General features: G+C 60.4%; 20 protein-coding genes and 2 pseudogenes. 7 read left to right on the top strand and 15 right to left on the bottom strand.

Annotation, left to right across the window (positions count from 1 at the left end):
- Positions 1 to 14: 14 nt before the first annotated feature.
- Together G442_RS20985 and G442_RS20990 are read left to right on the top strand one after the other, a co-directional pair.
- Positions 15 to 1,220 carry a hypothetical protein gene (locus tag G442_RS20985; protein ID WP_051291957.1) on the top strand — a complete coding sequence of 402 codons (1,206 nt, stop codon included), beginning with the start codon at positions 15 to 17 and terminating at the stop codon, positions 1,218 to 1,220.
- Between the two features lie 126 nt (positions 1,221 to 1,346).
- On the top strand, positions 1,347 to 2,879 hold the full coding sequence (locus tag G442_RS20990) for an HAL/PAL/TAL family ammonia-lyase (RefSeq protein WP_051291959.1): 1,533 nt from the start codon (positions 1,347 to 1,349) through the stop codon (positions 2,877 to 2,879).
- A 20-nt stretch (positions 2,880 to 2,899) separates the two neighbouring features.
- Here the strand turns inward: G442_RS20990 and kdsA are convergent, their stop codons facing one another.
- Genes kdsA through tpiA form a run of 4 tightly spaced genes read right to left on the bottom strand, consistent with a single transcriptional unit; the run spans position 2,900 to position 6,647 of the window.
- Positions 2,900 to 3,745, bottom strand: a complete 846-nt coding sequence (gene kdsA, locus G442_RS0105305) for a 3-deoxy-8-phosphooctulonate synthase (protein WP_035376230.1) — start codon at positions 3,743 to 3,745, stop codon at positions 2,900 to 2,902.
- On the bottom strand, positions 3,742 to 5,385 hold the full coding sequence (locus G442_RS0105310) for a CTP synthase (protein WP_026397147.1): 1,644 nt from the start codon (positions 5,383 to 5,385) through the stop codon (positions 3,742 to 3,744). Before G442_RS0105310 ends, kdsA begins: the two co-directional genes overlap by 4 nt.
- Before the next feature lie 60 nt (positions 5,386 to 5,445).
- Complete coding sequence (gene secG, locus G442_RS0105315; RefSeq protein ID WP_026397148.1) at positions 5,446 to 5,844, bottom strand: preprotein translocase subunit SecG; 399 nt, start codon at positions 5,842 to 5,844, stop codon at positions 5,446 to 5,448.
- A gap of 53 nt (positions 5,845 to 5,897) precedes the next feature.
- Positions 5,898 to 6,647 (bottom strand): triose-phosphate isomerase, encoded by a 750-nt coding sequence (gene tpiA, locus G442_RS0105320; RefSeq protein ID WP_026397149.1) that lies wholly within the window; start codon positions 6,645 to 6,647, stop codon positions 5,898 to 5,900.
- A 279-nt stretch (positions 6,648 to 6,926) separates the two neighbouring features.
- On the opposite strand from tpiA, the gene G442_RS0105325 reads away from it, so the two are divergent.
- Together G442_RS0105325 and trpE are read left to right on the top strand one after the other, a co-directional pair.
- Positions 6,927 to 8,870 (top strand): peptidylprolyl isomerase, encoded by a 1,944-nt coding sequence (locus G442_RS0105325; RefSeq protein WP_026397150.1) that lies wholly within the window; start codon positions 6,927 to 6,929, stop codon positions 8,868 to 8,870.
- Positions 8,870 to 10,402, top strand: a complete 1,533-nt coding sequence (trpE, locus tag G442_RS0105330; protein ID WP_026397151.1) for an anthranilate synthase component I — start codon at positions 8,870 to 8,872, stop codon at positions 10,400 to 10,402. The genes G442_RS0105325 and trpE overlap by 1 nt, the downstream gene beginning before the upstream one ends.
- Positions 10,403 to 10,457: 55 nt before the next feature.
- On the opposite strand, the pseudogene G442_RS24270 reads toward trpE, so the two are convergent.
- Together G442_RS24270 and G442_RS0105340 are read right to left on the bottom strand one after the other, a co-directional pair.
- A pseudogene (locus G442_RS24270) lies at positions 10,458 to 10,919 on the bottom strand (IS5 family transposase); the annotation flags it as partial.
- 1,472 nt (positions 10,920 to 12,391) lie between these two features.
- On the bottom strand, positions 12,392 to 13,018 hold the full coding sequence (locus G442_RS0105340; RefSeq protein WP_026397153.1) for a TetR family transcriptional regulator: 627 nt from the start codon (positions 13,016 to 13,018) through the stop codon (positions 12,392 to 12,394).
- Between the two features lie 488 nt (positions 13,019 to 13,506).
- On the opposite strand from G442_RS0105340, the pseudogene G442_RS24275 reads away from it, so the two are divergent.
- A pseudogene (locus G442_RS24275) lies at positions 13,507 to 13,822 on the top strand (Rieske 2Fe-2S domain-containing protein); the annotation flags it as partial.
- Here the strand turns inward: G442_RS24275 and G442_RS0105350 are convergent.
- The 5 genes from G442_RS0105350 to G442_RS0105365 form a co-directional block, all read right to left on the bottom strand.
- Positions 13,804 to 14,343 carry a gamma carbonic anhydrase family protein gene (locus G442_RS0105350; protein WP_026397155.1) on the bottom strand — a complete coding sequence of 180 codons (540 nt, stop codon included), beginning with the start codon at positions 14,341 to 14,343 and terminating at the stop codon, positions 13,804 to 13,806. The pseudogene G442_RS24275 and the gene G442_RS0105350 sit on opposite strands and share 19 nt — an antisense overlap.
- Before the next feature lie 40 nt (positions 14,344 to 14,383).
- Complete coding sequence (locus G442_RS24920) at positions 14,384 to 14,575, bottom strand: hypothetical protein (protein ID WP_146882375.1); 192 nt, start codon at positions 14,573 to 14,575, stop codon at positions 14,384 to 14,386.
- An 80-nt stretch (positions 14,576 to 14,655) separates the two neighbouring features.
- On the bottom strand, positions 14,656 to 16,965 hold the full coding sequence (locus G442_RS0105355) for a putative bifunctional diguanylate cyclase/phosphodiesterase (protein ID WP_026397156.1): 2,310 nt from the start codon (positions 16,963 to 16,965) through the stop codon (positions 14,656 to 14,658).
- Positions 16,962 to 17,534 carry a methyltransferase family protein gene (locus tag G442_RS20995; RefSeq protein ID WP_051291961.1) on the bottom strand — a complete coding sequence of 191 codons (573 nt, stop codon included), beginning with the start codon at positions 17,532 to 17,534 and terminating at the stop codon, positions 16,962 to 16,964. The genes G442_RS0105355 and G442_RS20995 overlap by 4 nt, the downstream gene beginning before the upstream one ends.
- Positions 17,531 to 18,280, bottom strand: coding sequence for an N-acyl amino acid synthase FeeM domain-containing protein (locus G442_RS0105365; protein WP_246789341.1), 750 nt, complete (start codon positions 18,278 to 18,280; stop codon positions 17,531 to 17,533). The genes G442_RS20995 and G442_RS0105365 overlap by 4 nt, the downstream gene beginning before the upstream one ends.
- Before the next feature lie 87 nt (positions 18,281 to 18,367).
- On the opposite strand from G442_RS0105365, the gene G442_RS0105370 reads away from it, so the two are divergent.
- Positions 18,368 to 18,592, top strand: a complete 225-nt coding sequence (locus G442_RS0105370) for a hypothetical protein (RefSeq protein ID WP_026397158.1) — start codon at positions 18,368 to 18,370, stop codon at positions 18,590 to 18,592.
- A 241-nt stretch (positions 18,593 to 18,833) separates the two neighbouring features.
- Here G442_RS0105370 and rnhA read toward each other — a convergent pair whose 3' ends face one another.
- The 3 genes from rnhA to ispH are packed head-to-tail and all read right to left on the bottom strand — an operon-like array spanning position 18,834 to position 21,355.
- On the bottom strand, positions 18,834 to 19,346 hold the full coding sequence (gene rnhA / locus G442_RS0105375; RefSeq protein WP_026397159.1) for a ribonuclease HI: 513 nt from the start codon (positions 19,344 to 19,346) through the stop codon (positions 18,834 to 18,836).
- Complete coding sequence (locus tag G442_RS0105380) at positions 19,339 to 20,331, bottom strand: homoserine kinase (RefSeq protein WP_026397160.1); 993 nt, start codon at positions 20,329 to 20,331, stop codon at positions 19,339 to 19,341. The genes rnhA and G442_RS0105380 overlap by 8 nt, the downstream gene beginning before the upstream one ends.
- A 13-nt stretch (positions 20,332 to 20,344) precedes the next feature.
- The gene (gene ispH, locus G442_RS0105385) at positions 20,345 to 21,355 is read right to left on the bottom strand and encodes a 4-hydroxy-3-methylbut-2-enyl diphosphate reductase (protein WP_026397161.1); all 1,011 of its coding nucleotides are present in this window, start codon (positions 21,353 to 21,355) and stop codon (positions 20,345 to 20,347) included.
- A gap of 374 nt (positions 21,356 to 21,729) precedes the next feature.
- On the opposite strand from ispH, the gene G442_RS21000 reads away from it, so the two are divergent.
- Positions 21,730 to 22,368, top strand: a complete 639-nt coding sequence (locus G442_RS21000; protein WP_146882377.1) for a hypothetical protein — start codon at positions 21,730 to 21,732, stop codon at positions 22,366 to 22,368.
- Positions 22,369 to 22,905: 537 nt separating this feature from the next.
- Here the strand turns inward: G442_RS21000 and G442_RS0105395 are convergent.
- Positions 22,906 to 24,555, bottom strand: coding sequence for an alginate export family protein (locus G442_RS0105395; RefSeq protein ID WP_084440412.1), 1,650 nt, complete (start codon positions 24,553 to 24,555; stop codon positions 22,906 to 22,908).
- Positions 24,556 to 25,047: the final 492 nt, after the last annotated feature.

Consider the following 25,047-nt stretch of genomic DNA (forward strand, 5'->3'; position numbering starts at 1 on the left):
GGAGTGATGTCCGCATGACGATGGATAGTTATGCGGAGTTTCCCTCTGAGAGCTCTGTAAACGCTTCGGCTGCCTCCCCGGCGGGGGCTGTTTTGCCGCTGCCGGTCCTGATCGGCGCCTGTATCGGCTCGGGCACGGCGCATCTCGCCTCTTCGGCGATGCCTTTTCAGGTCGACGCCTTGATGACTGGCGCGAATTTTTCGGCGACGAACTCAGGATGGTTCGGTTTCTTTGAGATCATTGCCCTGTCGCTGACGATGATCGCCCTGTCGCGCCTGCATCGCCCACTTCCGCCGGTCGTGACCGCCATAGCCGGAGCGGCCCTTGGCGCAATCGCGAACATACTGCTCTTCAGTGTCGCGCGCTCGACGCTCGCCTGCTGGGGGTGCGCAATTCTGATCGGCGTCGCCTCAGGATCTCTGGCGCGCTCCTATATTCAGGCAGTCTCTGCGTCGCGCAATGTCGATCGCGTGTATTCGATTGCTAGCGGCGGCGGCCTGATTGTCATAGTCGGGGCGATATCGCTGGTGCCTCTGGCGACGCGTCTATGTGGTCCTTTAGGGGCTTTTCTTGCCTTTTGCGCACCAATGCTGGTCGCGACGCCGTTGCTGCTGATGCTCCGCAAGGCCCCGCACGCGGCGGCGGCCCATGAGCGCGCGCCGCTGCGTCTCAGCGCGGGCGGGGTGGCGCTGGTCTTCATGTGGACACTGTCGTCGCTCGGTCAAAGCGTTGCATGGTCGTTCGCCGGGCGTGTCGGCGCCCATTTGGCGTTGAGTGAAAAATTCATCGTCACCCTGTCATCTGTCGGAATCATCGCGGGCGTGCTTGGTAGTTTCGGCGGCGCTGTCATCGCGACGATGCTGCCGCGTTCCGTCGTGTTGCTCTCCAGTCTGGTGGGCGTCGCGGCTGCCTGCTTCTTCTCCTGCGCAGCCTGGAGTCCGTGGAGTTACGCCATAGCCATCACGGGATTCTGGGTGTTTTCGATGCTGTCTTACGCCTATCTGCTTGGAAGCGCCGCCTCTCTCGATGACACTGGCAAGGCGGGGACCTTGTGCAGTGGTATGGACAGGCTTGGGTTCGCTCTGGGCGCCCCGCTCGGCGGATTGGTCGTGGATCACGGCAGCTTCCTGACTCTGGCGCTGATGGCTGCCGGGGTTGCCGGACTTGCGATTCCGTTCTGCTATCCTGTGCTGCATCGAGAACTGCGCGCAGCCCTCTGAACGTCGTCTGGAGCCGTAACCATTCACAGGCATGGCTCCAGCTTATTGTTTTGGCGAGCATCCTGATCCGACTGAATGATTCCGTTTGCTCGGATAATACTCTGATGCCTGCAAGGAATTCCTCTAATGCCGCACACCCATGCATCGTCCGATGGCGTGATCGAACTGAAGGAAAGTCTGCGTTGGCGCGACGTCGCCGCGGTCGCAGAGGGGAAGCGCGTGATCCTTTCAGCGGCAGCGCTCGCACGCGTGACTGCCGGAGACGACCGGCGTCGCACCATCGTCGCCAGCGGCGACCGGGTTTATGGCGTCACGACAGGAGTCGGGGCGTTGTCCGAAGTCGTCGTCTCGCGGGAAGCTCAAAGCGCGCTGTCCCACAACATCCTGCGCAGCCACGCCGTGGGCGTTGGCGCGCTACTGCCGCCTGTCGAAACACGGGCGATCATGGTCGCTGCGGTCAATAATTTTGCGCACGGACGATCCGGCGTCCGCCCTGCTGTCGTTGCGCAGATTCTCGACTTACTGAACGCAGGCTGCACGCCGTCGGTCCCGAGAGACGGATCGGTCGGTTACCTGACCCACATGGCGCATATCGCTCTCACACTGGTGGGGGAGGGGGCGGCTATGTCGCCCGTTGATGATCGGGAGACGGATGGCGCCGCCGCACTTGCGCGGATCGGCAGGGAACCGTTGCGCCTGGAGGCGAAGGAAGGGCTGTCGCTCGTCAACGGCACGCCGTGCGCCACGGGAATGGGCGCGCTTTTGCTGGCGCGACTGGAACGGTGGCTCGATTGGGCGGACGCCATCGCAGCCCTGACGTTTGAGTGTCTGGAAGGGCAGGACGTAATTTTTCGGCCTGAGTCCACGACCTTGCGCGCCCGCCCCGGCATGGCGCTTGTCGCCGCGCGCATGGCGAAGCTTCTGGAGGGTTCGGTGCGGATCGAGGCTGCCCGCGGCAAGCGCACACAGGACGCGCTCAGCTTACGGACCATTCCGCACCTTCATGGCGCAGTCAGGGACGTCTGGACGAATGCGGCGGATTGCGTGGATCGGGAGCTGGCAAGCGTCACGGACAATCCGGCGCTTCTTGACAGCGCCGATGGACCGTTCGCCATGTCGGAGGCGCACGCGGTCAGCCCGGACATAGGATTGGCTTTTGATCAACTCGGCGTCGCCATTGCGGAATTGGGGATGATATCGGAGCGTCGTCTTGACCGGATGCTCAACCCGATGCTGAGTGGGCTGCCTGCTTTTCTGGCGGGGGCGTCTGGCGCGGAATCAGGCTTCATGATCGCACAGTACACGGCCTCTGCGCTTGTTTCGGCCAATCGTCGCGATGGACTTCCGGCCAGTCTGGACGGAGGCGTCACCTCGGCATTGCAGGAAGACATGCTGTGCCACGCGACCGCGGCCGTCACCAAAGCTCAGGCGATTCTCGACCGGACCGCGCTGATCCTGACGATCGAGTTGCTGGCGGCGGCGCAGGCCTGCGATCTGGTCGGATGCGTCGAGAAGCTGGCTCCGCGTACGCGTCAGGTATTCGGATTCGTTCGGAGCGACGTCGCCCGGTATGCCGACGACAGGCCACTGGCCGGAGACATCGCCCGGATGAAAGCTCGCCTCGCGGAGACGCCTGTGGAGAGGGTCGTCCCGGTGTAACGCCTCCGGGTCAGACCTCGTCAGTCGAGTTTCGCCACCCGATCAGCGCGGATCATCGTCAGCAACGTCGCTTCCATCTCGCGCAGCGGGATCATGTTGGGCCCGTCGCTCGGCGCGCTGTCCGGGTTTTCATGTGTTTCCATGAAGACGCCGGCGACGCCGACCGCAAGAGCCGCACGCGCCAGCACAGGCGCGAATTCACGCTGGCCGCCAGAAGACGAACCAAGCCCGCCCGGCTGCTGCACGGAGTGCGTGGCGTCGTAGATCACCGGATAGCCCGTGCGGGCCATGATTGGCAGGCTGCGCATGTCGCTGACTAACGTGTTGTAGCCGAAACTGGCCCCACGCTCGCACAGCATGATGCGCTCGTTGCCGGTCGAGGCGATTTTCGCGGCCACATGGGTCATGTCCCACGGCGCGAGAAACTGCCCCTTCTTGACGTTGATCGCAGCGCCCGTCTCGCCTGCAGCCAGCAGGAGATCGGTCTGGCGGCACAGGAACGCGGGGATTTGCAACACGTCGACGGCTTCGGCGGTTGGCGCGCATTGCTCGGCCGAATGCACGTCGGTCAGCACCGGAACGCCGAAACGTTCGCGCACGCCTACGAGAATTTCCAGCCCTTTCGCCATGCCGACGCCACGCTGGGAGCCAAGGCTGCTGCGGTTCGCCTTGTCGAACGAGCTTTTGTAGATCAGCCCGACGCCCAGCCGGGTGCAGATCTCGACCAGCGCGGAAGCCATATCGTTCGCGTGGTCGGTTGATTCGATCTGGCAGGGGCCAGCGATGAGCACGAACGGCAGCGCGTTGCCGACGGCGACGTCGCCGACCGTGACCACTCGTTGGGAGGACGCATTCTCCGTGCTCATACGAGGCGTGCTTTCTGTAGCGCGGCGGCGACGAAGCCGGAGAACAACGGATGTGGCGCGAAGGGGCGCGAGATCAGCTCCGGATGGTACTGAACGCCCACGAACCAGGGATGGTCAGGGTATTCGACGACTTCCGGCAAAATGCCGTCAGGCGACATGCCGGAGAACTTCAAGCCGGCGGCTTCGATGCGGTCCCTGTAGTGGACGTTTACCTCGTAGCGGTGACGATGCCGCTCACGAACCGAAGTCGAGCCGTAAATTTCAGCCGCTCGCGAGCCTTCGGCCAGCTTCGCCTGATAGCCGCCAAGGCGCATCGTGCCGCCAAGTTCCCCGCCCTCGCGGCGGCGAAGCAGTTCGTTGCCGCGTGCCCACTCGGTCATCAGGCCGACCAGGGGTTCATCCGTAGGGCCGAACTCGGTCGAAGACGCTTTCGGCAGTCCTGCAAGATTGCGCGCGCATTCGATGACCGCCATCTGCATCCCGAAACAGATGCCAAGGAACGGCACCTTGTTCTCGCGCGCAAACCGCACCGCTTCGATCTTGCCGCCGGAGCCGCGCTCCCCGAAACCGCCAGGCACCAGAATGCCGTGCGCTTCACGGAGACGATCGAGGGACACGCCCGATTTCTCGCCTGACCTTTCGAACATCTCCGATTCGACCCAGTCGAGTTTCACGCGGACCTTGTTGGCGATGCCGCCATGCAGCAGCGCCTCGTTCAGCGATTTATAGCTGTCGAGCATAGCCGTGTATTTGCCGACTACGGCGATACGGACCTCGCCTTCCGGTTCGCGGATGGCGTCGACGATGCGTTTCCAGCCCGAGAGATCCGGCTCGTCCTCGTAGGGCAGGCGGAAATACCGCAGCACTTCCGTGTCCATGCCCTCCGCATGGTAAGACAGGGGACAGGCGTAGATCGTGTCGACGTCGCGCGCCGCGATGACTGCTTCCGGGCGCACGTTGCAGAAATTCGCGATCTTGCGCCGCTCGTTGTCAGGAATCGCCCGATCGCAGCGGCACAGCAGAATTTGCGGCTGAAGGCCGACATTCTGCAATTCCTTGACCGAATGCTGCGTCGGCTTCGTCTTCAACTCTCCAGCCGAGGGAATCCACGGCAGCAGCGTGAGATGCACCACCATGGTGTTCTCGACGCCGAGGTCGTTGCGAAGCTGGCGGATGGCCTCAAGGAACGGCAGGCTCTCGATGTCGCCGACGGTGCCGCCGATCTCGACCAGTACGAAGTCGAGCCCTTCGGTGTCTGCGACGACGCGTTCCTTGATGGCGTCAGTGATGTGCGGAATGACCTGTACGGTCCCGCCGAGATAATCGCCGCGCCGTTCACGGGCGATCACGTCGGAGTAAATCCGCCCGGTCGTCGCGTTGTCTGATTTCGTGGCGTTGACGCCGGTGAAGCGCTCGTAGTGACCGAGATCGAGGTCGGTCTCGGCGCCGTCGTCTGTTACGAACACTTCGCCATGCTGATACGGGCTCATCGTGCCCGGATCGACGTTCAGATACGGGTCGAGCTTGCGAAGCCGAACCGAGTATCCGCGAGCTTGAAGGAGGGCGGCAAGAGCCGCAGATGCGATTCCCTTGCCGAGAGAGGACACCACACCGCCGGTGATGAATACGAACCGCGTCATGGACGCTCTCCCTACACCGACAGGGCAGGGAGAGGGAAGTACGGAATGAGCGTCAGGCGCTCAGTGCTGCGTGGCGTCGGGCGCAGGCGTCGCAGGCGTCGCAGGCGCGGTTGCCGCAGGAGACGTCGCAGCGGGGGCGGTAGCCGGGGAAGCGGCGCTCGGCGCAGGCGCGGTTGGGGTCGACGCGGTCTGCGCGGGAGCCGCGAGAATGTCGTGACCGCCGCCCGTGACCGCGCCGCGGTTGATGACCGCGAGCGTTAGGGACAGCACCATGAAAAGCGCCGCGAGAATGGAGGTGGACCGCGTCAGCAGGTTGGCCGTGCCGCGTCCTGACATGAAGGCGCCCATGCCCTGCGAGTTGCCGATGCCTAGACCGCCGCCCTCGCTACGCTGAATGAGCACCGTTCCGATGAGGGCGATGGTGACGAAAAGATGCAGGACGAGCAGGGCGGTGGTCATGGAGTATCCGGTTCGAAATTAAACAATCCGCGCGGCCTTGAGGCTGACGGGCGTCAGGCGCCCGGCGCGGCGTGAATGATGGACAGGAACGCGTCCGGCTTCAGGCTGGCACCGCCGACAAGCGCGCCGCCCACATTCGGAATGGTCAAAATCGACCCGGCGTTCCCCGCATCGACCGAGCCACCATACAGAATCCGGAGAGTTTTTCCACTCTCGTTGAACTGGCGCACCAGCTCCGCCCGGATGAAGCCGACTGTCGCCTCAATATCTTCGCTGGTCGCGGCGAGGCCGGTGCCGATCGCCCAGACCGGCTCATAGGCGACGACGCCGGTGAAACCGTCCGGCAGGGAGCCCTTGATCTGCCAGCCCAGAACGCTTTCCGTCTCCCCGCTCTGCCGCTGATCTTCGGTCTCTCCGATGCAGACGATTGGCGTGAGGCCAGCCTTCGCGGCGGCGACGACTTTCTCGCGCACTGTCTCGTCGATCTCGCCGTGATCGCGACGGCGCTCCGAATGCCCGAGGATGACGTAGGCGGCGCCAGCGTCCGTCAGCATCTCGGGGGAGATGTCGCCGGTGTGGGCGCCGCGCTCCGCCTTGTGACAATCCTGTGCGCCCAGAGCGACAGGCGCGTCTTCAAGCAGGGAACCGACGAGCGCGAGTTGAGTGAAGGGCGGACAGATCGCCACGTCCACGCCAGCAGCGGGTTGCGCGCGCAGCCCGTCCACGAGCGCCTTGACGCGAGCAGTGGAGTCGGCGCGCAGGCCATTCATCTTCCAGTTCCCGACAACGAGTGGCTTGCTCATCCGACCTCTCCCCTCCTCGCGCTCCGGCTCCGGCGCGCCTGTCTTTCCTGCGTCCCGTTTTTCCGCGCGGCGCGTTTATTCGACAATGCGTAATCCACTGCGGCGCGATCGGGCAAGCCGGGGGTAAAGCGCGCGCCGCCCATCCTTGCGGCGCAGCTTGTAGGCCCCGCTTCTGGTCAACAGGGCGAGGGATGAATAAGGTGCGCCGCCCGGACGCTTCGCGTCATCGCAAGCCGCCCGGCATCCTTGATACGCCCAACCGCCCGGACTGCTTCCCTTATGATCTCGTTCCTGCGCCGTTTCGTCGTCGACTCATGGGTCGGCCGGGTCCTCGCTCTGGTGATCTTCATCGCATTCGTCACCTGGGGCGTGGGCGACGTGATCAGCAATCTCGGAGATGATCCGTCCGTCGCCGCCAGCGTAGGATCGCGCAAGATTTCCGCCCGTGAACTGGCGACCGCTTTGCAAGCGGAACTGCCGCAGATGGCGCAGCGCATGGGCGCGCCCGACATCAAGAACCTTCCGCCCCAGTTCCGCAATCAGATGGCGCAACAGGTGCTGCAACGGCTGATTGGTCAAGCGCAGGTGCTGGAGGCCGGAGCGGCGATGGGTCTCGTGGTCCCCGATTCCGCCGTCCGGGAGGAAATTTTCGCAATGCCCTACTTCAAGGGCAAGGACGGAAAGTTCGACCGCAAATTGTTCGACTCGCGTATGGCGCAGGCAGGTATGACGGAGCAGCGCCTGATCGGTCTCGTGCGTGACGACCTCGCCGGTCGTGGCGTGCTCGACGCTACTCTCTCCGGTGCCCATGTGCCCGATGTGCTGGTGAGCCGGACATATGGCTTTGAAACGGAGACGCGTGTTCTGGACGTGCTTCACATTCCGTTTGCGTCCGAACCGATGCCGCAAGACCCCGATGAAGCTACGTTGCGGCGGTTCTATACGAACCACCCGTGGCTGTTCGTCAGCCCGGAACTTCGTCATGCAAGAGTTGTCGTTCTGTCGCCCGACACGGTTGCGTCCACCGTGTCTGCGACCGACGAGGAAATGCATCGTCTCTATGACGCCCAGAAAGAGCGGTTCCATCTGCCGGAACTGCGCAGCGTTCAGCTTGTGACGGCGCCCGACGAGACGCAGGCGCAGGCGATCGCAACAGTATGGCGCGGCGGGGCGACCTGGGCCCAGGTACAGGCGGCGGCGAAAGACAGCGCCGCCGTGGAGTTCGACGACGCGCGCGAAAGCAGCCTGCCGTCGGAGGCCCTGCAGAAGCTGGTCTTCTCGGCTCCGGCCGACACCGTGCAGGGGCCTGTGAAGGTCGATACCGGCTGGGTGGTCTTCCATGTGGTCAAGGTCACACCGCCCAAGGATACGAGCTTTGACGACGCGAAGGCTTCGCTGAAGGATCAGATCGTCAAGGCGCGTGCGCCGGAGACGGTGAACGCTAACGTGAAAAAGCTGCAGGACGCGATCGCCGGAGGCGGACTCGACGCGATTCCATCCGATCTTGGGGCGGCGGCGGCGGCGGGCACGCTGGATTCAGCAGGCATGACGAAAGACGGCGAGCCCGCGCCTCTGCCCGCATCAGGTGCGCTTCGGGCCGCTGTCGTGGCACGCATTTTCTCGCAGGCGAAAGGCGCGCCTCCCGTGCTGACGGAAGCGACCGCTCCGGCGAAGCAGGGGCAGCCGGGCCAGTCGCTTGGCTGGTACGCCGTCTCAGTCGACGACGTGACGGCGAGCCAGCCGGTGCCGTTCGATCAGGCCCGTGCTCGCGTGCTCGCGGCGTGGCGGGACGAGGCGCGCAGGCATGCGGCGGACGAGCAGGCTACGGGCCTGTATCTGGCGGCTCAGCAGCAGGGCGGCATTGCAGCCGTGGCTCCCACGGGCGCCGACCTCAAGAAGGGCGTCTTCGCGTCGCGTGCGCGTCCGCCGGAGGGGCTGCCTGAGGATTTGGCGCAGACGGTGCTGAGAATGCCTGCCGGACGCAGCGTCATGGGAGAAGATGCGGAAAGCTACATCGTCGTGACCGCGACGGCCGTGCAGCACCCTGATCCTGCCGCCGACTCACTCGGGTTCGGACGCGTCCGCGACGGGCTGACCGACTCGCTGACGTCAGATCTGACCGGGGTGCTGACCAGGTCGCTGGGCGAGCGTTATAAGGCGAAAATCGTTCCCGCCGGGGTGAAGGCAGCGCTTGATATGGCGGGCTTTGGAGACGGCTCCTGATGCGTTTGACGAGCTTTTCTTCTCCTACCCGCGCCGAGTGTGCGGAGGCCTGGGGACGAGGCGAGGCCACGGTGATCTACGCCGTGGAGGCCGCGGACCTGCTGACGCCTGTCGCCGCCTATATGCGTCTTGTCGCGTTGAACCGGCATGGCGGACGCAACACGCTGCTGCTTGAATCGGTCGAAGGCGGCGTGTCGCGCGGGCGTTATTCCGTGATCGCGCTTGAACCCGATCTCGTATGGCGCTGCCACGACGGAAAAGCCGCGATCAATCGGACGCCCGGCGTCGATCCGGAGGCCTTTGCGCCGCTCGAGACTGCGCCGCTGGACAGCCTTCGCGCGTTGATCGGTGAGAGCCGTCTTGATTTGCAGGACGGGTTGCCTCCGATGACGGCAGGGCTGTTCGGATATCTCGGCTACGACATGGTTCGCCAGATGGAGCGTCTGCCTGACGCGCCGCCGGACGATCTAGGGTTGCCTGAAGCGATCCTCATGCGGCCGGGCCTGTTTGCGATCTTCGACACGGTGACGGACGAACTGATTCTTGCAGCGCCAGTCCGTCCTGCTGAGGGTTTGACGGCCGATGCTGCGTTCGATCGCGCGGAGGATTTGATCGCCCGTGCGCGGGTCAGTCTCGCGGCGCCGCTGACGCCGCCGCAGGATCCGCACGTCAGTGCCATCCAGCTCCCGCGTTCGACGTTCTCGGCGGCGGAGTTCGAGGCGATCGTTGCGCGTATTCAGGAATATATCGCTGCGGGCGATGCGTTCCAGGTTGTGCCAAGCCAGCGCTTCACCACAGAATTCGCGTTGCCTTCGCTGTCGCTTTATCGCGCGCTGCGACGCGTCAATCCGGCGCCGTTTCTGTTCCATCTCGATTTCGGCGGGTTTTCGCTGGTTGGGTCGTCGCCGGAAATTCTGGTTCGTCTGCGCGACGGCAAAATGACGGTGCGTCCGCTGGCGGGAACCCGCCCTCGCGGTGCGGACGCCGCAGAAGATCTGCGGCTGGAACAGGATCTGCTCGCCGACGAGAAGGAGCGGGCGGAGCATCTGATGCTGATCGACCTCGGGCGTAACGACGTTGGACGCGTCGCGGCGCCAGGGTCGGTAAAGGTCACGGAAAGCTTCGTGATCGAGCGTTTCAGTCACGTTATGCACATCTCTTCGACGGTCGAAGGTGTGCTTCGTCCTGAACTGGAGGCGCTCGACGCCCTGGTCGCTGCGTTTCCGGCGGGGACTCTGACCGGGGCGCCGAAGATCAGGGCTATGGAGATCATCGACGAGGTCGAGCGCTCACGACGTGCGACCTATGCCGGTTGCATCGGGTATTTCGGTGCGGGCGGGGAAATGGACACCTGCATTGGTCTGCGAATGGCGGTGGTCAAGGACGGGAAGATGCACGTTCAGGCCGGGTGTGGCGTCGTCGCGGACAGTGTGCCGAGGTTGGAGCGTGAGGAGACGGAGCACAAGGCGCGCGCGCTGTTCCGTGCTGCTGATGAGGCCGTGCGCGTCGCCATGCGAAACAGGGGCGACTGAGAACAAGTTTATATGAGGGTCGGAGCGCGCTTTCGGCGGTTGTTTTTGGCCCTACGTCGATCGCCATATGAAGTTTGCGCCAGATCCTGTGCTTTGACGCCCCGTGTTTGCGGGTGCGCCATTCACCTTCTCCCTCGACCTTGATGCCGGTGCTGTCGATCGGAGGACGGAGCGGACCTTCCGAACCGCGATAGGGAATATCGACCGTCAGGGATTTCTGCCGGCGGCTCAGTGTGCTGAAATCCGGCACGGACCACGCAAGTCCGGCCAGACGCAGGAGACTTTCGACAAAACCCGTCGTCTGTCGCAGCGCAAAACCGAACAGAACTCTCAGCGTCAGACAGGTCTGGATCGCAGCATCGCTGTAACCCGGCTGACGGCCACGACGTCCCGTCGGAAGAGCCTCCCAATTCATCGACGGGTCAAACCACACCGTCAGAGATCCAGGCTTCTTCAGCGCTGTGTTGTAGGAGGACTAGTTCGTCGTTCGGTAGCGCATGGGTTGCCGCTTGCTCATCACACCCAGCGAACAAACTGAACTCAAACAGGGAATCCCGGCCCCGTATTTGCTCAACAAAGCCTGGCGGACGGCAAAATGGCGCCGGTTTCGAGGATGATCTCGATGGAGCAGAAGGTCGTGGCTATATCGCGCAGATAGCACTGGATCGTGTCGACGTCCCGATCGAAGAGGGGATCGCTCGGTTTCGGTCGGGGATGGCCGTGACAGCAGAAATCGTCACTGGAAAGCGAAGAGTCATCTCGTATCTCCTGCCGCCAATCCAGCGTTATGCTCAAGACGCGGGGAGAGAGGGATGATAAGACTCATCGCAATATGAACAACAGCAGTGTGTGAGCACCTTATGCAACAAGTTCCAAAAAAAGGCACGGAGGAATATTATGTGGCCTCCGTGAGATTTGCTGATAAGATAATAACAAAAATACCAGAAAAAGTGAGATATTTGCTTTGGTTTATTTCTGTATTTTCAATAATTAGTATATTGGCTCTTATATTTGTAAATATCCTGCATATTGAGTTTTTCTATAGACGTCATACGCATAGCGATGACATGAAATTCGTATTTTTTCTTCTGTTTGTATGGGGTCCACTGTTGTTAATCGGATGGTCTTGGCTCGTGATCATTTACAGTAAATACTACGCCAATATCATGATCGAGAAGTTGAAACGAAACAAGTAAAGTCGCAACAAAGCCGCCCGAGGCCTGTCGAAGAATTCGTAAGCCTTCACGACGCGGCGATCGCAGGCGAACGTTGGGTCATGGATGGAAATTATTCCAGATGTATGCAGAAACGTTTTGCCCGTTCTACCGGGGTGATTTTGCTTGATGTTTCAACCGTGACCAGTCTGATCCGCTACCTTCGTCGATCATGGGGGAGGCGCGGTCGTATTGGTGGACTGGATGGGGGAGCGGACAGCGTAAAATGGGATATGATTCGTCATATCGCAGGTGCAGGAAGAGAAAACAGGAAACGATATCGGTCTGTGTTGGCGGAGTTATCCACGCCGACGATTGAACTTATGTCGTTGCGCCAGATAACTCGCTTTTGCCAGCAGGAAGGACTTTCTCGGCGGGCGTAGCCACAGCGCACGATCGAACTTCTTCGCTGATAACTGATGATGATCCTACTTGCAGTTGTGGCGTCACGGTGAATCGGCATAATTCGTGATTCGTTATCTTTTGATCAGAGATTCTTGACGGAAATTGTCTCTGAGAAAGACCATTGTCGATTTTTATGATTTTCTCTGTAAATTCTATGAAAATTTCTGGAAATCTGGTCGTGCGCGAATAGGTGGACGGCAGCGTCGAAAAATCGCCTTAGCCGAATTGAGATCATGGCGCCGGGCATGTGCACTCGCGATCAAATCGCATGGAGGTATTTTTCTTTGCTTTGGTTGATTTTTTCGGCGAGAAAATCACCTCTGTATTTTTATGAAATCGTCGACAGCCAGGTTTCCGGTCAGAAAATGTTCTATGCAGGCGATAGCAAATCGGATTGCAGCTTCATCACCAACCGGAGAATCGGAACAAGCGGCTGCTTTCCGTCGATGCGAATCCATTCGTCCAGAGCAGTCCGAAAGGCGGCTATTCCAGATCGAGCGGCGACGCGCGCGGAGAGCGCCCGGCCGTCTGATGGCGGCAGCCGTCGGGACAGGGCATTGGCGAGGCTGTCTTCCCACTGCGCGTATTTCCTCAGGCTGACGGGCTGAAGCGCAGGCGTGCGTTCGATGAGTACGACGAACGCCAGCGCCTTTGCTTCAGTAGGAGCAATATGGGGAATCACAGCTTCCAGCGCATGACCTATCAGCGTCTGAGCGGAACATCCGTCGGGGCAGGCGTCCACTGTGGCGGCCAGAACCGACGTCATCTGCAGCGTCCAGGCGGTGACGATGTCCGCTTTGGTCGGGAAATACCGGAACAGTGTTCGTCGTGAAATTCCCGCTGTGGCCGCTATTTCATCCACAGTCGTTTCATCAAAACCCTGACTGGAGAGCAGGGACATCGCGGCGTCCACAAGCGCATCGTGCGTTTCGATGCGGCGTTGTTCACGTCGGGATAGAGGGGACTCAGGTAACGAGGGCAAAATCTGTGGCTCCATGCTGGTCGTTCTTTTGAAACGCTGTCGTTCGTTTCGAAAGTCTGTGCGCGGAAAACCGCAGCCAACGGCCAGCGAGAATATTATGTGGTAGCGGAGTGAGACCGCCTGGCGGCGCGGCGTCGAATCTTGCCGTGAAATTGATCCCCTCTCTTGCGGCGCCGCTGAGGGCAATGAGCTGTGGAATTGGCCGCTGATTTAGGCGCAACCCGAATGAAATGGCTGTTCAGGTTAAAGCGTCGGGCTGGCGGCTTGTCTATGAAACAATTCGTTTGCAAGGAAATGTGTCAATTGGGCCGCTACGCAGGGTCTGTGGTCCTCTCTCCGAATTTCGGAGGGGCTATATCTTTGCTGCGGTCCGAATTTTATACGTAAGCATTTTCGGCAGTACGCAAGAGAGAAAGCCTTGCGTGAAATCTTTTCTCTTTCTGACATGACATGGATGGGTTTCAGCTACGACTACCGCTGCGCCGACCAACGCCGCCAGGCCGATGCCTCGTGAGGCCATCAATGTCAGCAACGCTTCAATCCTTACCGTCGGGGGGCCTCTGCTGCCGAGAGGCCGCACTTTCGAGACAGCGGACTGGCGCATACTCGCTGGCTGCTGGCATCCCGTGACTCTGGTTCGTGACGTTGGAGCCAAGCCGTTGGGCGTAACCCTGTTGGGTGCCCCCCTTGTGGTCTATAAGGCCGGTAAGAAAATCGTGATCGCCGAAGACCTCTGTCCACATAGCGGCGTGCCGCTCAGTATGGGGGGGCGGCGATGAGGAGACCGTAGTCTGCGCTGATCACGGGTTCCGGTTTGGGTAAGGGGGGGCGCGCAGCGTTCGATAAGCCAAAGTGCGCTTGCGGTAACTGTCCGCTGCGCGACTCATCATCTGCCGGTGACGGTCATTGATATTGCCGATGAGCTTCCCGGGGCTGCCACGTATAACGGCTCCTTCGGGAAACTCCCTGCCTTCGGGAATCACTGTTCCAGCGGCCACGAGGCAACTCGCGCCAATGCGTGCGCCGTTCATGATGATCGCGCCCATACCGATTAGGGAGTCGGCGCCGATGACGCATCCATGGAGCATGGCCAGATGTCCGACCGTGACATGTTCAGCGACTTCTAGAGGAAAGCCGGGGTCGGTGTGCAGGACGGCGTTGTCCTGGATATTGCTTCCCTCCCCAATGACAACAGCCTCCGTGTCGCCGCGCAGGACAGCGCCGAACCAGACGCTTGCCTGAGCCCTCACAGTAACCGAGCCAATCAGAGTGGCGTTCTCGGCGATGAAGCCTGCGTGCGGCGAGATGTCTGGAATTCGGCCACCAAGTTCGTAGAGCATGTCTTTACTCCGCTTCGGCGCTTTTTTCGGAGGGCGGTCTTTACGCGCAGATTGAAGCTATTTGAGGAAAGATGGCGTTGACGATCTGGAAGTCTTGCAGCTTCAGGATGAGCGTCCGCCACTGCTCTGACAGATTGAAAATACCGTAGAAAGCGGATCGCGGAGAATTTTGGCGACCTCGGCGGGATTGAGTCTTCTCAAAGCCGTCTGGAAAAATAATTTCATCAGTCAAGACCTTTACCTCTTGGGTGTGGGGTGAGGCCTGTCGGTATTTGCGGGCTTCGGCAGTGTCGTGCGGTTTCAGGCGGCCCCTTAAGCGTGTCGCTTCATCGGCTCGGAAAGCATGGCGTCGATCTGCGCCGCCGATCCGGGCCGTCCAAGCATGAATCCTTGAATGAAGGGGATATCATTGTCACGCAGCCACTCCAGTTGATCGTTCGATTCCACGCCCTCGGCGACCACATACACATTCATATCGGATGCGAGACGGGCGATGGTGCGCACAATAGCTCCGACCTTCCTGGACTGAGGCAGGTCCCGGATGAAGCTGGCGTCGATCTTTATGCCGTCCACATCAAAGCCGCGCAGATATGTCAGTGACGAGTAACCGGTTCCGAAATCGTCCAGCACAATACGGACGCCCATCCGCCTGATGGCGTCGAGCTGGCTTACGGTCCCTGCGCTGGCCGCGAGGAAGACTGTCTCGGTCACTTCCAGAATTAAACGCTCGGGCTGAATGCCTGTATCCCTGATGCAGGCTCGTAATACCGGAACGAAACGCCCGGAGTGCAACTGCCGGGGAGACAGATTTACCGCAACCGGGATGGGCTCGCGCCATGTCATGGCTTCAAGGCATGCGGCGTAGAGTACAAACGCGCCTAGTTCCTCGATCAGGTCGTTCGTTTCGGCGATGGCGATGAATTGTCCGGGGGAGAGAACGCCGCGCGTCGGATGTTGCCAGCGCACAAGTGCCTCAGCGGAGACCACCGCGCCGGTGATCGTGTCCCGCACCGGCTGGTATTGGAGAAAGATCTGATGGCTGTCGAGCGCGGTGGACAGTTCCAGGCTCAGGCGCATGCGGCCAAGATATTCCGTCTCCATCCATTCGTTGAACATCACGCACACATTTTTGCGTTCTTTCGCCTGGTAGAGCGCGAGATCCGCGCGGCGAATCAGTAGGTCCGGGCCGTCCCCATGTTCCGGGAACAGGGTCACGCCAATGCTGGCGCTCGGTTCCAGGGACATGTCGTTCACACGGTAGGCCTCATGCAACAGGATATTGAGTTCGTTGCTGACGCTGAGGGCGGTAGCTTCGGTAGCGCCGGAGAGCAGCACAGCGAATTCGTCTCCGCCGAGACGTCCACCGAAATCATTCGGTCCAAGGGCTCCGCGTAGCCGTTGGCTGATGATGCGTAATAGGCTGTCGCCGATGGCGTGCCCCAGATCGTCGTTGACGCGCTTGAAGTCGTCGAGGTCGATTAGCAGCAGGGCGAAAGGTTCGCCGGCGACGCATATCTCGCTGACGCTTTCGACAAAGGCGCGGCGGTTCAGCAGGCCGGTCAGATCGTCATGCGTGGCCAAATACTGGATGCGTTGCTGCGCTTCCCATTTCTCCGTGATGTCGGAACCTATGCCGCGAAAGCCGTTGAACAGGCCATCGCGGTCATGAGATGGATGGCCGGTCAGGCTGATCCGCCGTGGGCGAGCTTCGTCTGGAGCCAGAACGATGAGATCGCGAAATGCGGTGTGGTCTGCGAGTAGCGAGCCCAGACTCCGCTCCTCTCCGGGCGCATTGACGAGGTTAAGTTCGGCGAACGAGCGTCCTTCAAGATCCTTGGTTTTTTCGTCGATAAGTAGCAGCCACATGCCGGCGCTGACGTTGCGAAGCCGACCGCCGGCGTCAGTTTCCCACGTCCAGTCTGTGGAGACTTCCTCATATTCGCGCAGGAAGATGTGCAGCGTTTCATGTTGCCGCTCGAGATGCAGACGCCCGAGCGACCGGTCGAGAAGCAGCTTGTTCATGTAAACAAGCCCGACGAAGACGAACGCCACGAAGCCGAGGAAGGAAACGATCGCCACACCCTGCATTGGTTGCAGGTCGATCAGGATCGCGCATGAGCAGAATAGCGTCGTGGGGATATAGAACGCGAGAGCAGCGCCGATGGGGACGCCCAGCATCGAACTGGAAAGCAGGCCCATGATCAGACCGATGATGATACCGTGCTGATCCGGGCGGGCGCGAAGGGCCATCAGGTTTGTATAGGCGCCCCACGCGAACGCCAGCATGATGAGAATCCAGAAAGCTGCGTTGATGAACGCAGAGTCTTCTTGATCACGCCTCCAGCGCCATGACGTCGCTCCCAGAGCCGTGTAGAGCGTGACGATTAATCCGCACAAAAACGCGGTTGAGCGGTCGAACTGTTCGCGGAATCCGAAGGTGAAGAGAAGGCAGCTTCCAATCCCGAGGCCGATGAAAAGAATGACCATGTCCGAGAGAATCAGGGCCTGTTCGTGCCGCAGGGCGCGACGGTTCTCTCCCGCCTGACTGAGGCGAAAAAAACGCCAGATTCTCGAGAGGTTCCCGGGGTAGCGCAGGTGGATATCGTCTGCCTTGTCTCTCATGGCTTTCGTCCGGGCGTCGATTTAGTCAGCTTGGGAACGAACATGGCCGTCTGACGCCGGTATTCCATATATCCGGCCGCCAACGCAGAAGATGAGAAACGACGCTCCTCCGAACGCGCCAGCAGCGCGTACCAACCGATGAGTGCGCCGCATACAAGCCATTGAACTCCCCCGACGCCCACAGCGGAGGCGACCCAGAAAATCATATAGGAAAGGTAGAACGGATGGCGCGCGAATGCGTAAGGGCCGTGGCGGTATAGGGTGTCTGCGCCGTCCGCCGAGTGCGCGATGCGCGGAGGCGCCGCGCGGGTGGCTCTGGCTGTCCACCAGAAGAGGGCGGCAGATAACCCGAACAGCACGATCGCGGTCGCTGTCGCAGCTTCTGTCAGCCTGGCCTCATGGCGAAGGTAGAGAAGAAATATCGCATATCCCGACGCATTGAAGACAGAGAGCGCCTTCATGCCCCGGGGCGTTGCGGCGCTTTTGCGAAAATGGGCGACGACGCCCCACACGAAAGAAGCGAACGGCGCCAGGGAGGTGAGAGCCAGGAGAATTGCCTCCATGGTCATTGTGGGGCCACGAGAGCAAGCGCCACCGGCTCGCCGGAAAGGAAACTCTCCAGTGGACCGGTTGCGCCCGCAAATGGGTCAAGAATCGGATACGTAAGGCGGGTCACGTCGTAGCGTTCGCGGTCGCAGGCCATCAGCAGCATCGGGCAGTGCAGGCCTGGATAAGGGCGCAATTCTGTTTTGGATGAGTATCCGAGACGCTGGTAGAACGAGACGTGTTCCTCGCGCACACAGGCTAGCAAAATCTCCGCGTCGGCGGTGATGCCGATATAGCCCGCCATCCGGTACAGCATGAAAATCAGCCCTGTATTGTTCAGCACTGACGGGCTTCGAACAAGGCGGGTGGTCTCCACTGCACGAAATCCTCCATGGCCGCCCGGCCTGTCGCCGGCGAGAATACGCTGCACCTCTTCAGGGAACGCATGAGAGGCCGGGGAGGCGCCCCCGTGTCCGCTTTCAGCCGTCAGCAGGCATGTTCTAACTGACCCAATCGGCACGCCAAATCGATACAGGACCACTGTGCGGCTGTTCGGGAGGGAGTCGTATTCATCAGAGAAAAGTTCGTCGTCGTTAGGAGAAATGTAACCAAAGTACAAATAGCTTTCGTAACGCAGCCGAAAAGCGTCCCGACGCGTTTCCGGGTCCAGCGCTACGCGCGCGACATACTTGGACGAGCGCAGCGGGGCCAGAAATGGGGCCGAAGGGTGATCCGCGGAATTAATACGGGCGTTTTGGACTGGGGACATATTCGATCGTCCCTGTCTTTGGTTTCCCACGAGCATTGTTCCCTCGGCTCCGACTGCGGTCATCGGATAAACGAAAGTTTGGAAAGAATGGTTGATCTGGATCTGGTCAAAACGGCTAATGAATTCAAATCTCTCAATGAAGGTGAGATTCTGAACGGTTATTTAGACGGATTCTACGGCGGACCAAAGCCCGGATGCGATTCGTCGGAGTCTTATCGCCTTGGCTGGGCTAATGGTCGGACTGATTCCGGGCTGGGGATGACCGCAGAGGCGCAGCAGTCGGACGCCGATCGGCTCGCCGTGTCCTCGTGAATGTATTTTGTATTTATGTCTTCTGGCGCAGTTGAAAAATGAACGTGGCGTGATCCGCCGTCATATGTCGGCGTCGAACAAAACAAGGCGACGCGTAGCGATCGGCCACTGTGTTTTCCGGGTCATGCTGAACATCGTGGGAACGCAGATATTACAAATGACGCCGGGGCAGGGGTTATTATTAATATAAATACTCAATAAGCAGGTGAGTTTTTAGAAAAAAACAGTAGAAATAGGCAGTTCACGCCCCGCGTTTGCTGTCCTCGATCGCCTGCCGAGCCGCCGTAGCAATCTGATCGACCCGCTCGTTCTCGGCGACGCCTGAATGGCCGCGCACCCATTTCCAAGTTACCTGATGTTTTTTGTCGGCGTCGAGAAGCCTGCGCCACAGATCCATGTTCTTGACGGGATCCCCCGCAGCATTCCGCCAATTCCGTCGGACCCAGCCTGTATGCCAGCGCGTGATGCCGTTTTTGACGTATTCGCTGTCGGTGTGAAGGTTGACGACGCAGGGGCGGGTCAACGCTTCAAGGGCCTCGCACGCAGCCGTCAGTTCCATGCGGTTGTTCGTTGTCTCGGCCTCGCCGCCCGACAACTCTCGTTCCCGCCCCTTGAAGCGCAACAACACGGCCCACCCGCCGGGGCCGGGATTCGGCTTGCAGCCGCCGTCCGTCCACACTTCGACAACGGAGGCGGCGTCTTCAGCCGACAGCGCAGACGCGTCGCCGTTCTCAAGATCCGTGCTTTCAGACACCGTAGGCTCCGATCGTCGGGGTGGCGAGATGGAAGCGGAGTCGTCGGACGTAGGCCATCGGGTCCTTGCGCGTCACCAAAGCTCCGGCGGGCGTGTTGAGCCAGTCGTACAGGCGGGTGAGGCTGAAGCGCATCGCGGCTCCGGCGGCCAGCACGGGGAGCGCTTCGCGCTCCGCCGCAGAAAGTGGTCGTACGCTTTCGTAGCCTTCGAGCAGGCGGCGGGCGTACGTCACGTTGAAGTCGCCCTGATCGTTGAAACACCACGCGTTGAGGCAGATTGCGACGTCGTAGGCAAACAGATCCGTGCACGCGAAGTAGAAGTCGATCAGGCCGGACAGGTCATCACCGAGGAAGAAGACATTGTCGGGAAAAAGATCCGCGTGGATATGCCCGCGGGGAAGATCCGGCCGCCCCGCCGTGCCGGGCCAGTATGGCAGGATGGAGTCCAAAGCCGCTCGCAATTCGTCGATCAGGCCGGGGAAAGCTGACGAAGCCTGCTTGTTCTCCGAACTGGCCTGCAGCAGCGGCGGCCACGCTTCCGGGCCGAGCCCGTTGGCTCGGGTGGGGGTATAACCGGTTCCGGCGAGATGAAGGCGGCCAAGAGCAGCGCCAAGAGGCGCGCAATGGCGCGCCTGCACCTGTCGAGGCCAGACGCCGGAGAGAAACGTTGTGATGGCGGCCGGACGACTGGCCAGGCGACGCAGCGCCTCGCCGTCGCGTCCTGCCACGGGCAGAGGGCAATTCAGCCCTTGCGTCGCAAGATGCTGCATCAGGCCCAGAAACCAGGGCAGGTCGCCTGGATCGACCCGTTTTTCATAAAGAGTCAGGATGAAATCGCGCTGCTCTTCACCCTGCGCGGTACGCAGGACGAAGTTGCTGTTCTCAACGCCTTCCGCGATCCCGCGAAAGGCTACCAGACCGCCGATGTCGTATTCGGTCAGGAACGCCGCCAGAGCGTCGTCCCCGACATCTGTGTAAACTGCCATACGGGTCTGAAGATCAGCCGAGCGGGGCGGGAAGACGGAAGGTGACGTTCTCTTCCTTCACCGTCCGTTCCTCGATCTTCAGCGTGTAGCTTTTGGCCAGAGCCGTGACCATCTCCTGCACGAGCGCTTCGGGGGCGGACGCTCCGGCGGTGATGCCAAGGGTACGCACGTCTTCCAGCACCGACCAGTCCAGCGCCGCGAGCTTCGGAACAAGCAGCGCGCGCTTCGTTCCGGAACGCTCCGCGACTTCACGCAGACGTTGGGAGTTGGAGGAGTTCGGCGAACCGATGACGATCACCAGATCGCAGTCAGGAGCGATCGCCTTGACGGCTTCCTGCCGGTTGGTCGTCGCGTAGCAGATATCCTCGCGCTTCGGGCCTTCGATAAGGGGGAAACGCGAGCGAAGGATGTCCACGATCTCGGCCGTGTCGTCGACCGACAGCGTCGTCTGCGTGATGAAGGCGAGGCGCGCCGGGTCGGCTGGCTGCACCGTGCGGGCTTCCTCAGCATCATTGATCAGCGTGACGGCGCCGGGCGGCAATTGGCCCATGGTGCCGATCACTTCCGGGTGTCCGGCGTGTCCGATCATCAGAATGTGGCGCGACTCGGGGCCGCCGTCGGCGTAATGACGCTCGGCCTCGCGATGCACCTTGGAGACGAGGGGGCAGGTCGCATCCAGATACAGCAGGTTGCGACGCTCTGCTTCCGCCGGGACGGTCTTGGGGACGCCATGGGCCGAGAAGACGACATGGCCATCGGCCGGAACCTCGTCCAGTTCCTCGACGAAGATGGCGCCCTTGGCTTCCAGCTCTTCGACGACGGTGCGGTTATGGACGATCTCGTGGCGGACATAGACCGGTGCGCCGTAAGCGCGGATGGCCTCCTCAACTACACGGATGGCCCGGTCGACGCCGGCGCAAAAGCCGCGAGGGCCCGCCAGAATGACCCGTAGATCGCGCGCCGCGCCAGTCGTGGCGCGGCCGTCGTCGGTAATGGTGTCAGAGACGGTGAGTTGATCGGGCATTGTCTTCCCCAGGCGGTCGGCGGACAGGACGAACGGCCGCCGAGAAACGGTCGGGGCCACACTGCAAGATGGGTTTGTCCTCGCCCTACGGCAATACGCGTCTCTTGCGCAAGCGGTAACGGGCGCCGGACGTGTTTGCGAATGGCGTGCGACGTCACGTCAGGATGGCGTCGGCGAGGGTTTTTCGCCATGAAGGCGCGCTGGCAAGATGGACGGGTTTTCATGTCGTGACATCTGTTGAATAGTCGCCATCTGTGAAGCGCATGGCGAAGCTCGTCCGCTCTTCCATACGTTATGCATGTTTCTTCAGAGGTCGCCCGTTGCATTGGATTCAGTCACCAGCGCGTCGAACGCCCGTCAGTCCGGACCCTTTCATGACAGCTCCAGCCCCTCGGATTTCGGTTATGCCTCGCTACACGGGAACCGCTGAATTTTTCTTCGCCGCCCGTCGCGCGGGCGCACACGTTCAACGCAAGGGGCTGCCTGCCGCGCTGGCGCTGGCGTCGTGCCTTGGCATCGCCGCCTGCGGCTCGGACGACGCGGACATGCGTTTCGCTCCGACATGTCCGACGCCGCACATTCCGGCTGAGGTGGGAGATTACTACGCCTATGCTGGCGGCAAGACAGATTTTGCCCACCTGATCATGAGGGCGAGCATCACGCGCCTTGGCGGCGACTGCATCGCGGGCGGCCCCAAAATGCTGAAGACGCGGGTGGGGCTGCATATCGTTGCGCGTCGCGGCCCTGCGCCGTGGACAGGCGACCTGACGTTGCCGTGGTTCGTAGCGGTGGTTCACAATGACAAGATCGTCGGCAAGCATGTCTTCATCCAGCCGGTCACGTTCCCTGCGAACGTCTCAACCGTCGAATTCGACACGCCTTTGACCACGGTCGACCTTCCGGTGAAGCCGACGAACGGCGACAACGATTATCGATTCGAGTTGGGATTTCAGCTTACGCCAGCGGAACTGGCCTATAACCGCGACCATGGCGTTACCGCAGCCTTCAAGTGACGCTTCTGGGCGCTGGCGCGATTGCAAAATAGCGTAACCTTTCGCCCTGTGCATGCGTTGATCCCTCAACGGGCTTACAAATCGCTTGCGATGGGCCGGCTGCCCTGACTTTCAGACGTAATTGCCGCTGCGTTCTCACTCGATCGGCGCGGAGTCGCCACGAAATCGGCCTTGCTCTGCCCGTCGTTTCATCGGGTGTGTACGAAGCGACGACGAATGGCGAAGCGAGTTTTCGGAGTGTCGTTACGATCGCAATGCACTGCGGAATTCCACACATGGTCCTTTCGTGCGACAGGGCTTGAGCCATGTCCGAGTGTTCGTGTTCCAGTCCCGGGTTCGATTGTCGCTGACGTGGAAGAAAATGCGGCTTATCGTTCGATAATATCGCCCTGCACGAAGGCGAACTCGTTCCGATTGCGTGGCGTCGGCTCTTAAAGGCGGATGCCGCCTGACCAACCAAAATCGCGGGACGGCATAGATGCGCGCCCGTGTAGCGAGCGCACATATAGCTTGAGGCACGAGTGAACCGATAAGCCGCTAAAACCGGAAGATGAAGTTCGACTGATAATAAGTGCCGCTGGAAGCCCCCGCGCGCGCCATGCTGGAAGAAACCATGAAGCGCGAAACATATTGCTGCCACGTCACGTGTGGAAGGATTTGCCATGTCAGCGACGCCTGCGGCGCCATGCCGATGAACCCACCGTGTAACTGATGTGCGAAGGTGTAACGTCCTGAGCTCATATATACGGCGTCGTTGGTGCTTTCGCGCCACAGCAGAGGGTATTTGACCTGCACGGATACCTGCTTGAACGGTGAGAAACGCACCAGTGGGGCAAGGCTGACAAGATTCGATCCCGAGAGATAGGTTGTGGTGTCGAGGTAGTTCGTCTGGGGGTTAAAGGGGACGATAAATGTCCCGACGCCCCCGGTTTTTCTGGCGTCGTCGCCGCCCGAGTAAAGATCGGTCTGCAGGCCCAGAAAGGGACTGGTCGCCAACTTGAGCCGGTAACCGACCAGTGTGTTGACGGCGAAAGCGTTAACTGACCGGGGTTTGTTGGAGCCGGCGTATTGGAAAACGCCTCCCTGCCAGGTGCCGCCGATCGAGAATTCGATTGGTCCCGCGACGCCGTAGTAACGCCCGCCAAAATTGTTGCGTGTGGTGGAACCCGATGACGAGCCCGTCGCCGTGGCTATGGCTGCGCCGGATCCTGCGAGTTTATAGCCTATGTAATAGAGATCCAGAAACGAATAGCCGTCGCCGCCGAGAAAGCGAAAATCTGGCGGAGCCCAGGTCATATCGACTCCGTAAAGACGGTTTTTGTAGTTTTCCGTATCTTGGAACATACCGGTCTGGGAGTCGTCGGTCTGCACGAAATCGTAGGCGTCGATGCGAAAACGAGACCAGATGGAATAAGCGCGAAAACCGTTCCACGACAGCGGGACGTTGGGCGTTTCACGATTGTAGAGCAGGTATGTGGGGGCGTCCAAAAACTGCTGGCGGCCGAAAAGAAAACCTGCGCGCGCGCCGAGAAATTTTCCACTGAGCTCTACGAACGCCTGTTGCACGTCGAGGCGCTTGCGATAGGTCGTCCCGTAGCCGTAAGCCGCCCATCCTGCCGCGTCCCCGTTAACCAGCTGGCCAAAGAAGCGCAGGTGAGAGCCCAGATGCAGGTCTGCGCCATAGAGATTGCGCACACCAAAACGACCTGAGTCGTTCGGGGTTTTTGTTCCGAGCACAGGCCTTGTCTCGAACCAGTTGCGCAGTCGCGTCTCGCCCGAAAATGAAAGCCAGATGGAACCGCTTTCGTTGAGGGGGACGTATTTCAGCCAATCGAATGGATCGCCCTTGCGAACGTGATGCGGCCTGACGCCCGTCCAGTCCTGTCCCCAGGGAGTCATGCCGGAAGGACCGAAGCCTGAGGCTTCCCCGGTGCCGCGATTGAACACGAGGTTGTTGCCGTATGAGGTCGTGATTGTCGTCAGCGGCTGCCCGGGAAAGCCGGCGTAAGGTATCCGCCCTATTGGCGTGCGTCGTACGGTGCGCGGCGCCACGACTGACGTTGTTGTCGGGATGCTGGCGGGGATAGCGGCCGCCTGTGCGGCGGACGATTGAACGGTCTTGCTGGCCGACTGGTGTGTGGTCGCCGTGAGTGAGGCGGTTTGGGCGACTGCGGCGCCGCCGGACATTGCGATTGTGGCGACGGTGAAGGCCGAGAGGCTGGGGAAGACTTTATTCACTATTTAACACCGTTATATATACAATACGCGACGTTCGTTAATGGCATTTTGCATTGTACAATTAATAACGCAATATCATGGTGAAAATAAGATTTTATCGGAAAATTGCGTAATGTGTCGGTTGACGGCGAGATCGAACCGGTTGAGAATTTTTCAATATGGGGAGTATTTTTTGAAAATATTTGAAAACAAAGGAAAATATATTGTTGTCGTGCTTTGGGTGGTGGGGTGATAAATATACTATTTAATGTAGTGAATTATAGGCAATAAAAAAAGAATAGTCATGGAAGGCGGCCGTCACGCGGCGTCTGTTCGAATAAGGAGGATGCTCGTATTGATCGTGGCGTGCGTTGATTGCGCCGCGCGTGCGGTGCTGGTGACTTAGAGTTTTGGTGGGTATTTTTTGGGGCGTTCGCGATTGCCTCGCACATTCGAATTTTA

It is taken from the genome of Acetobacter nitrogenifigens DSM 23921 = NBRC 105050 (assembly GCF_000429165.1).
Taxonomy (GTDB): Bacteria; Pseudomonadota; Alphaproteobacteria; order Acetobacterales; family Acetobacteraceae; genus Acetobacter; species Acetobacter nitrogenifigens.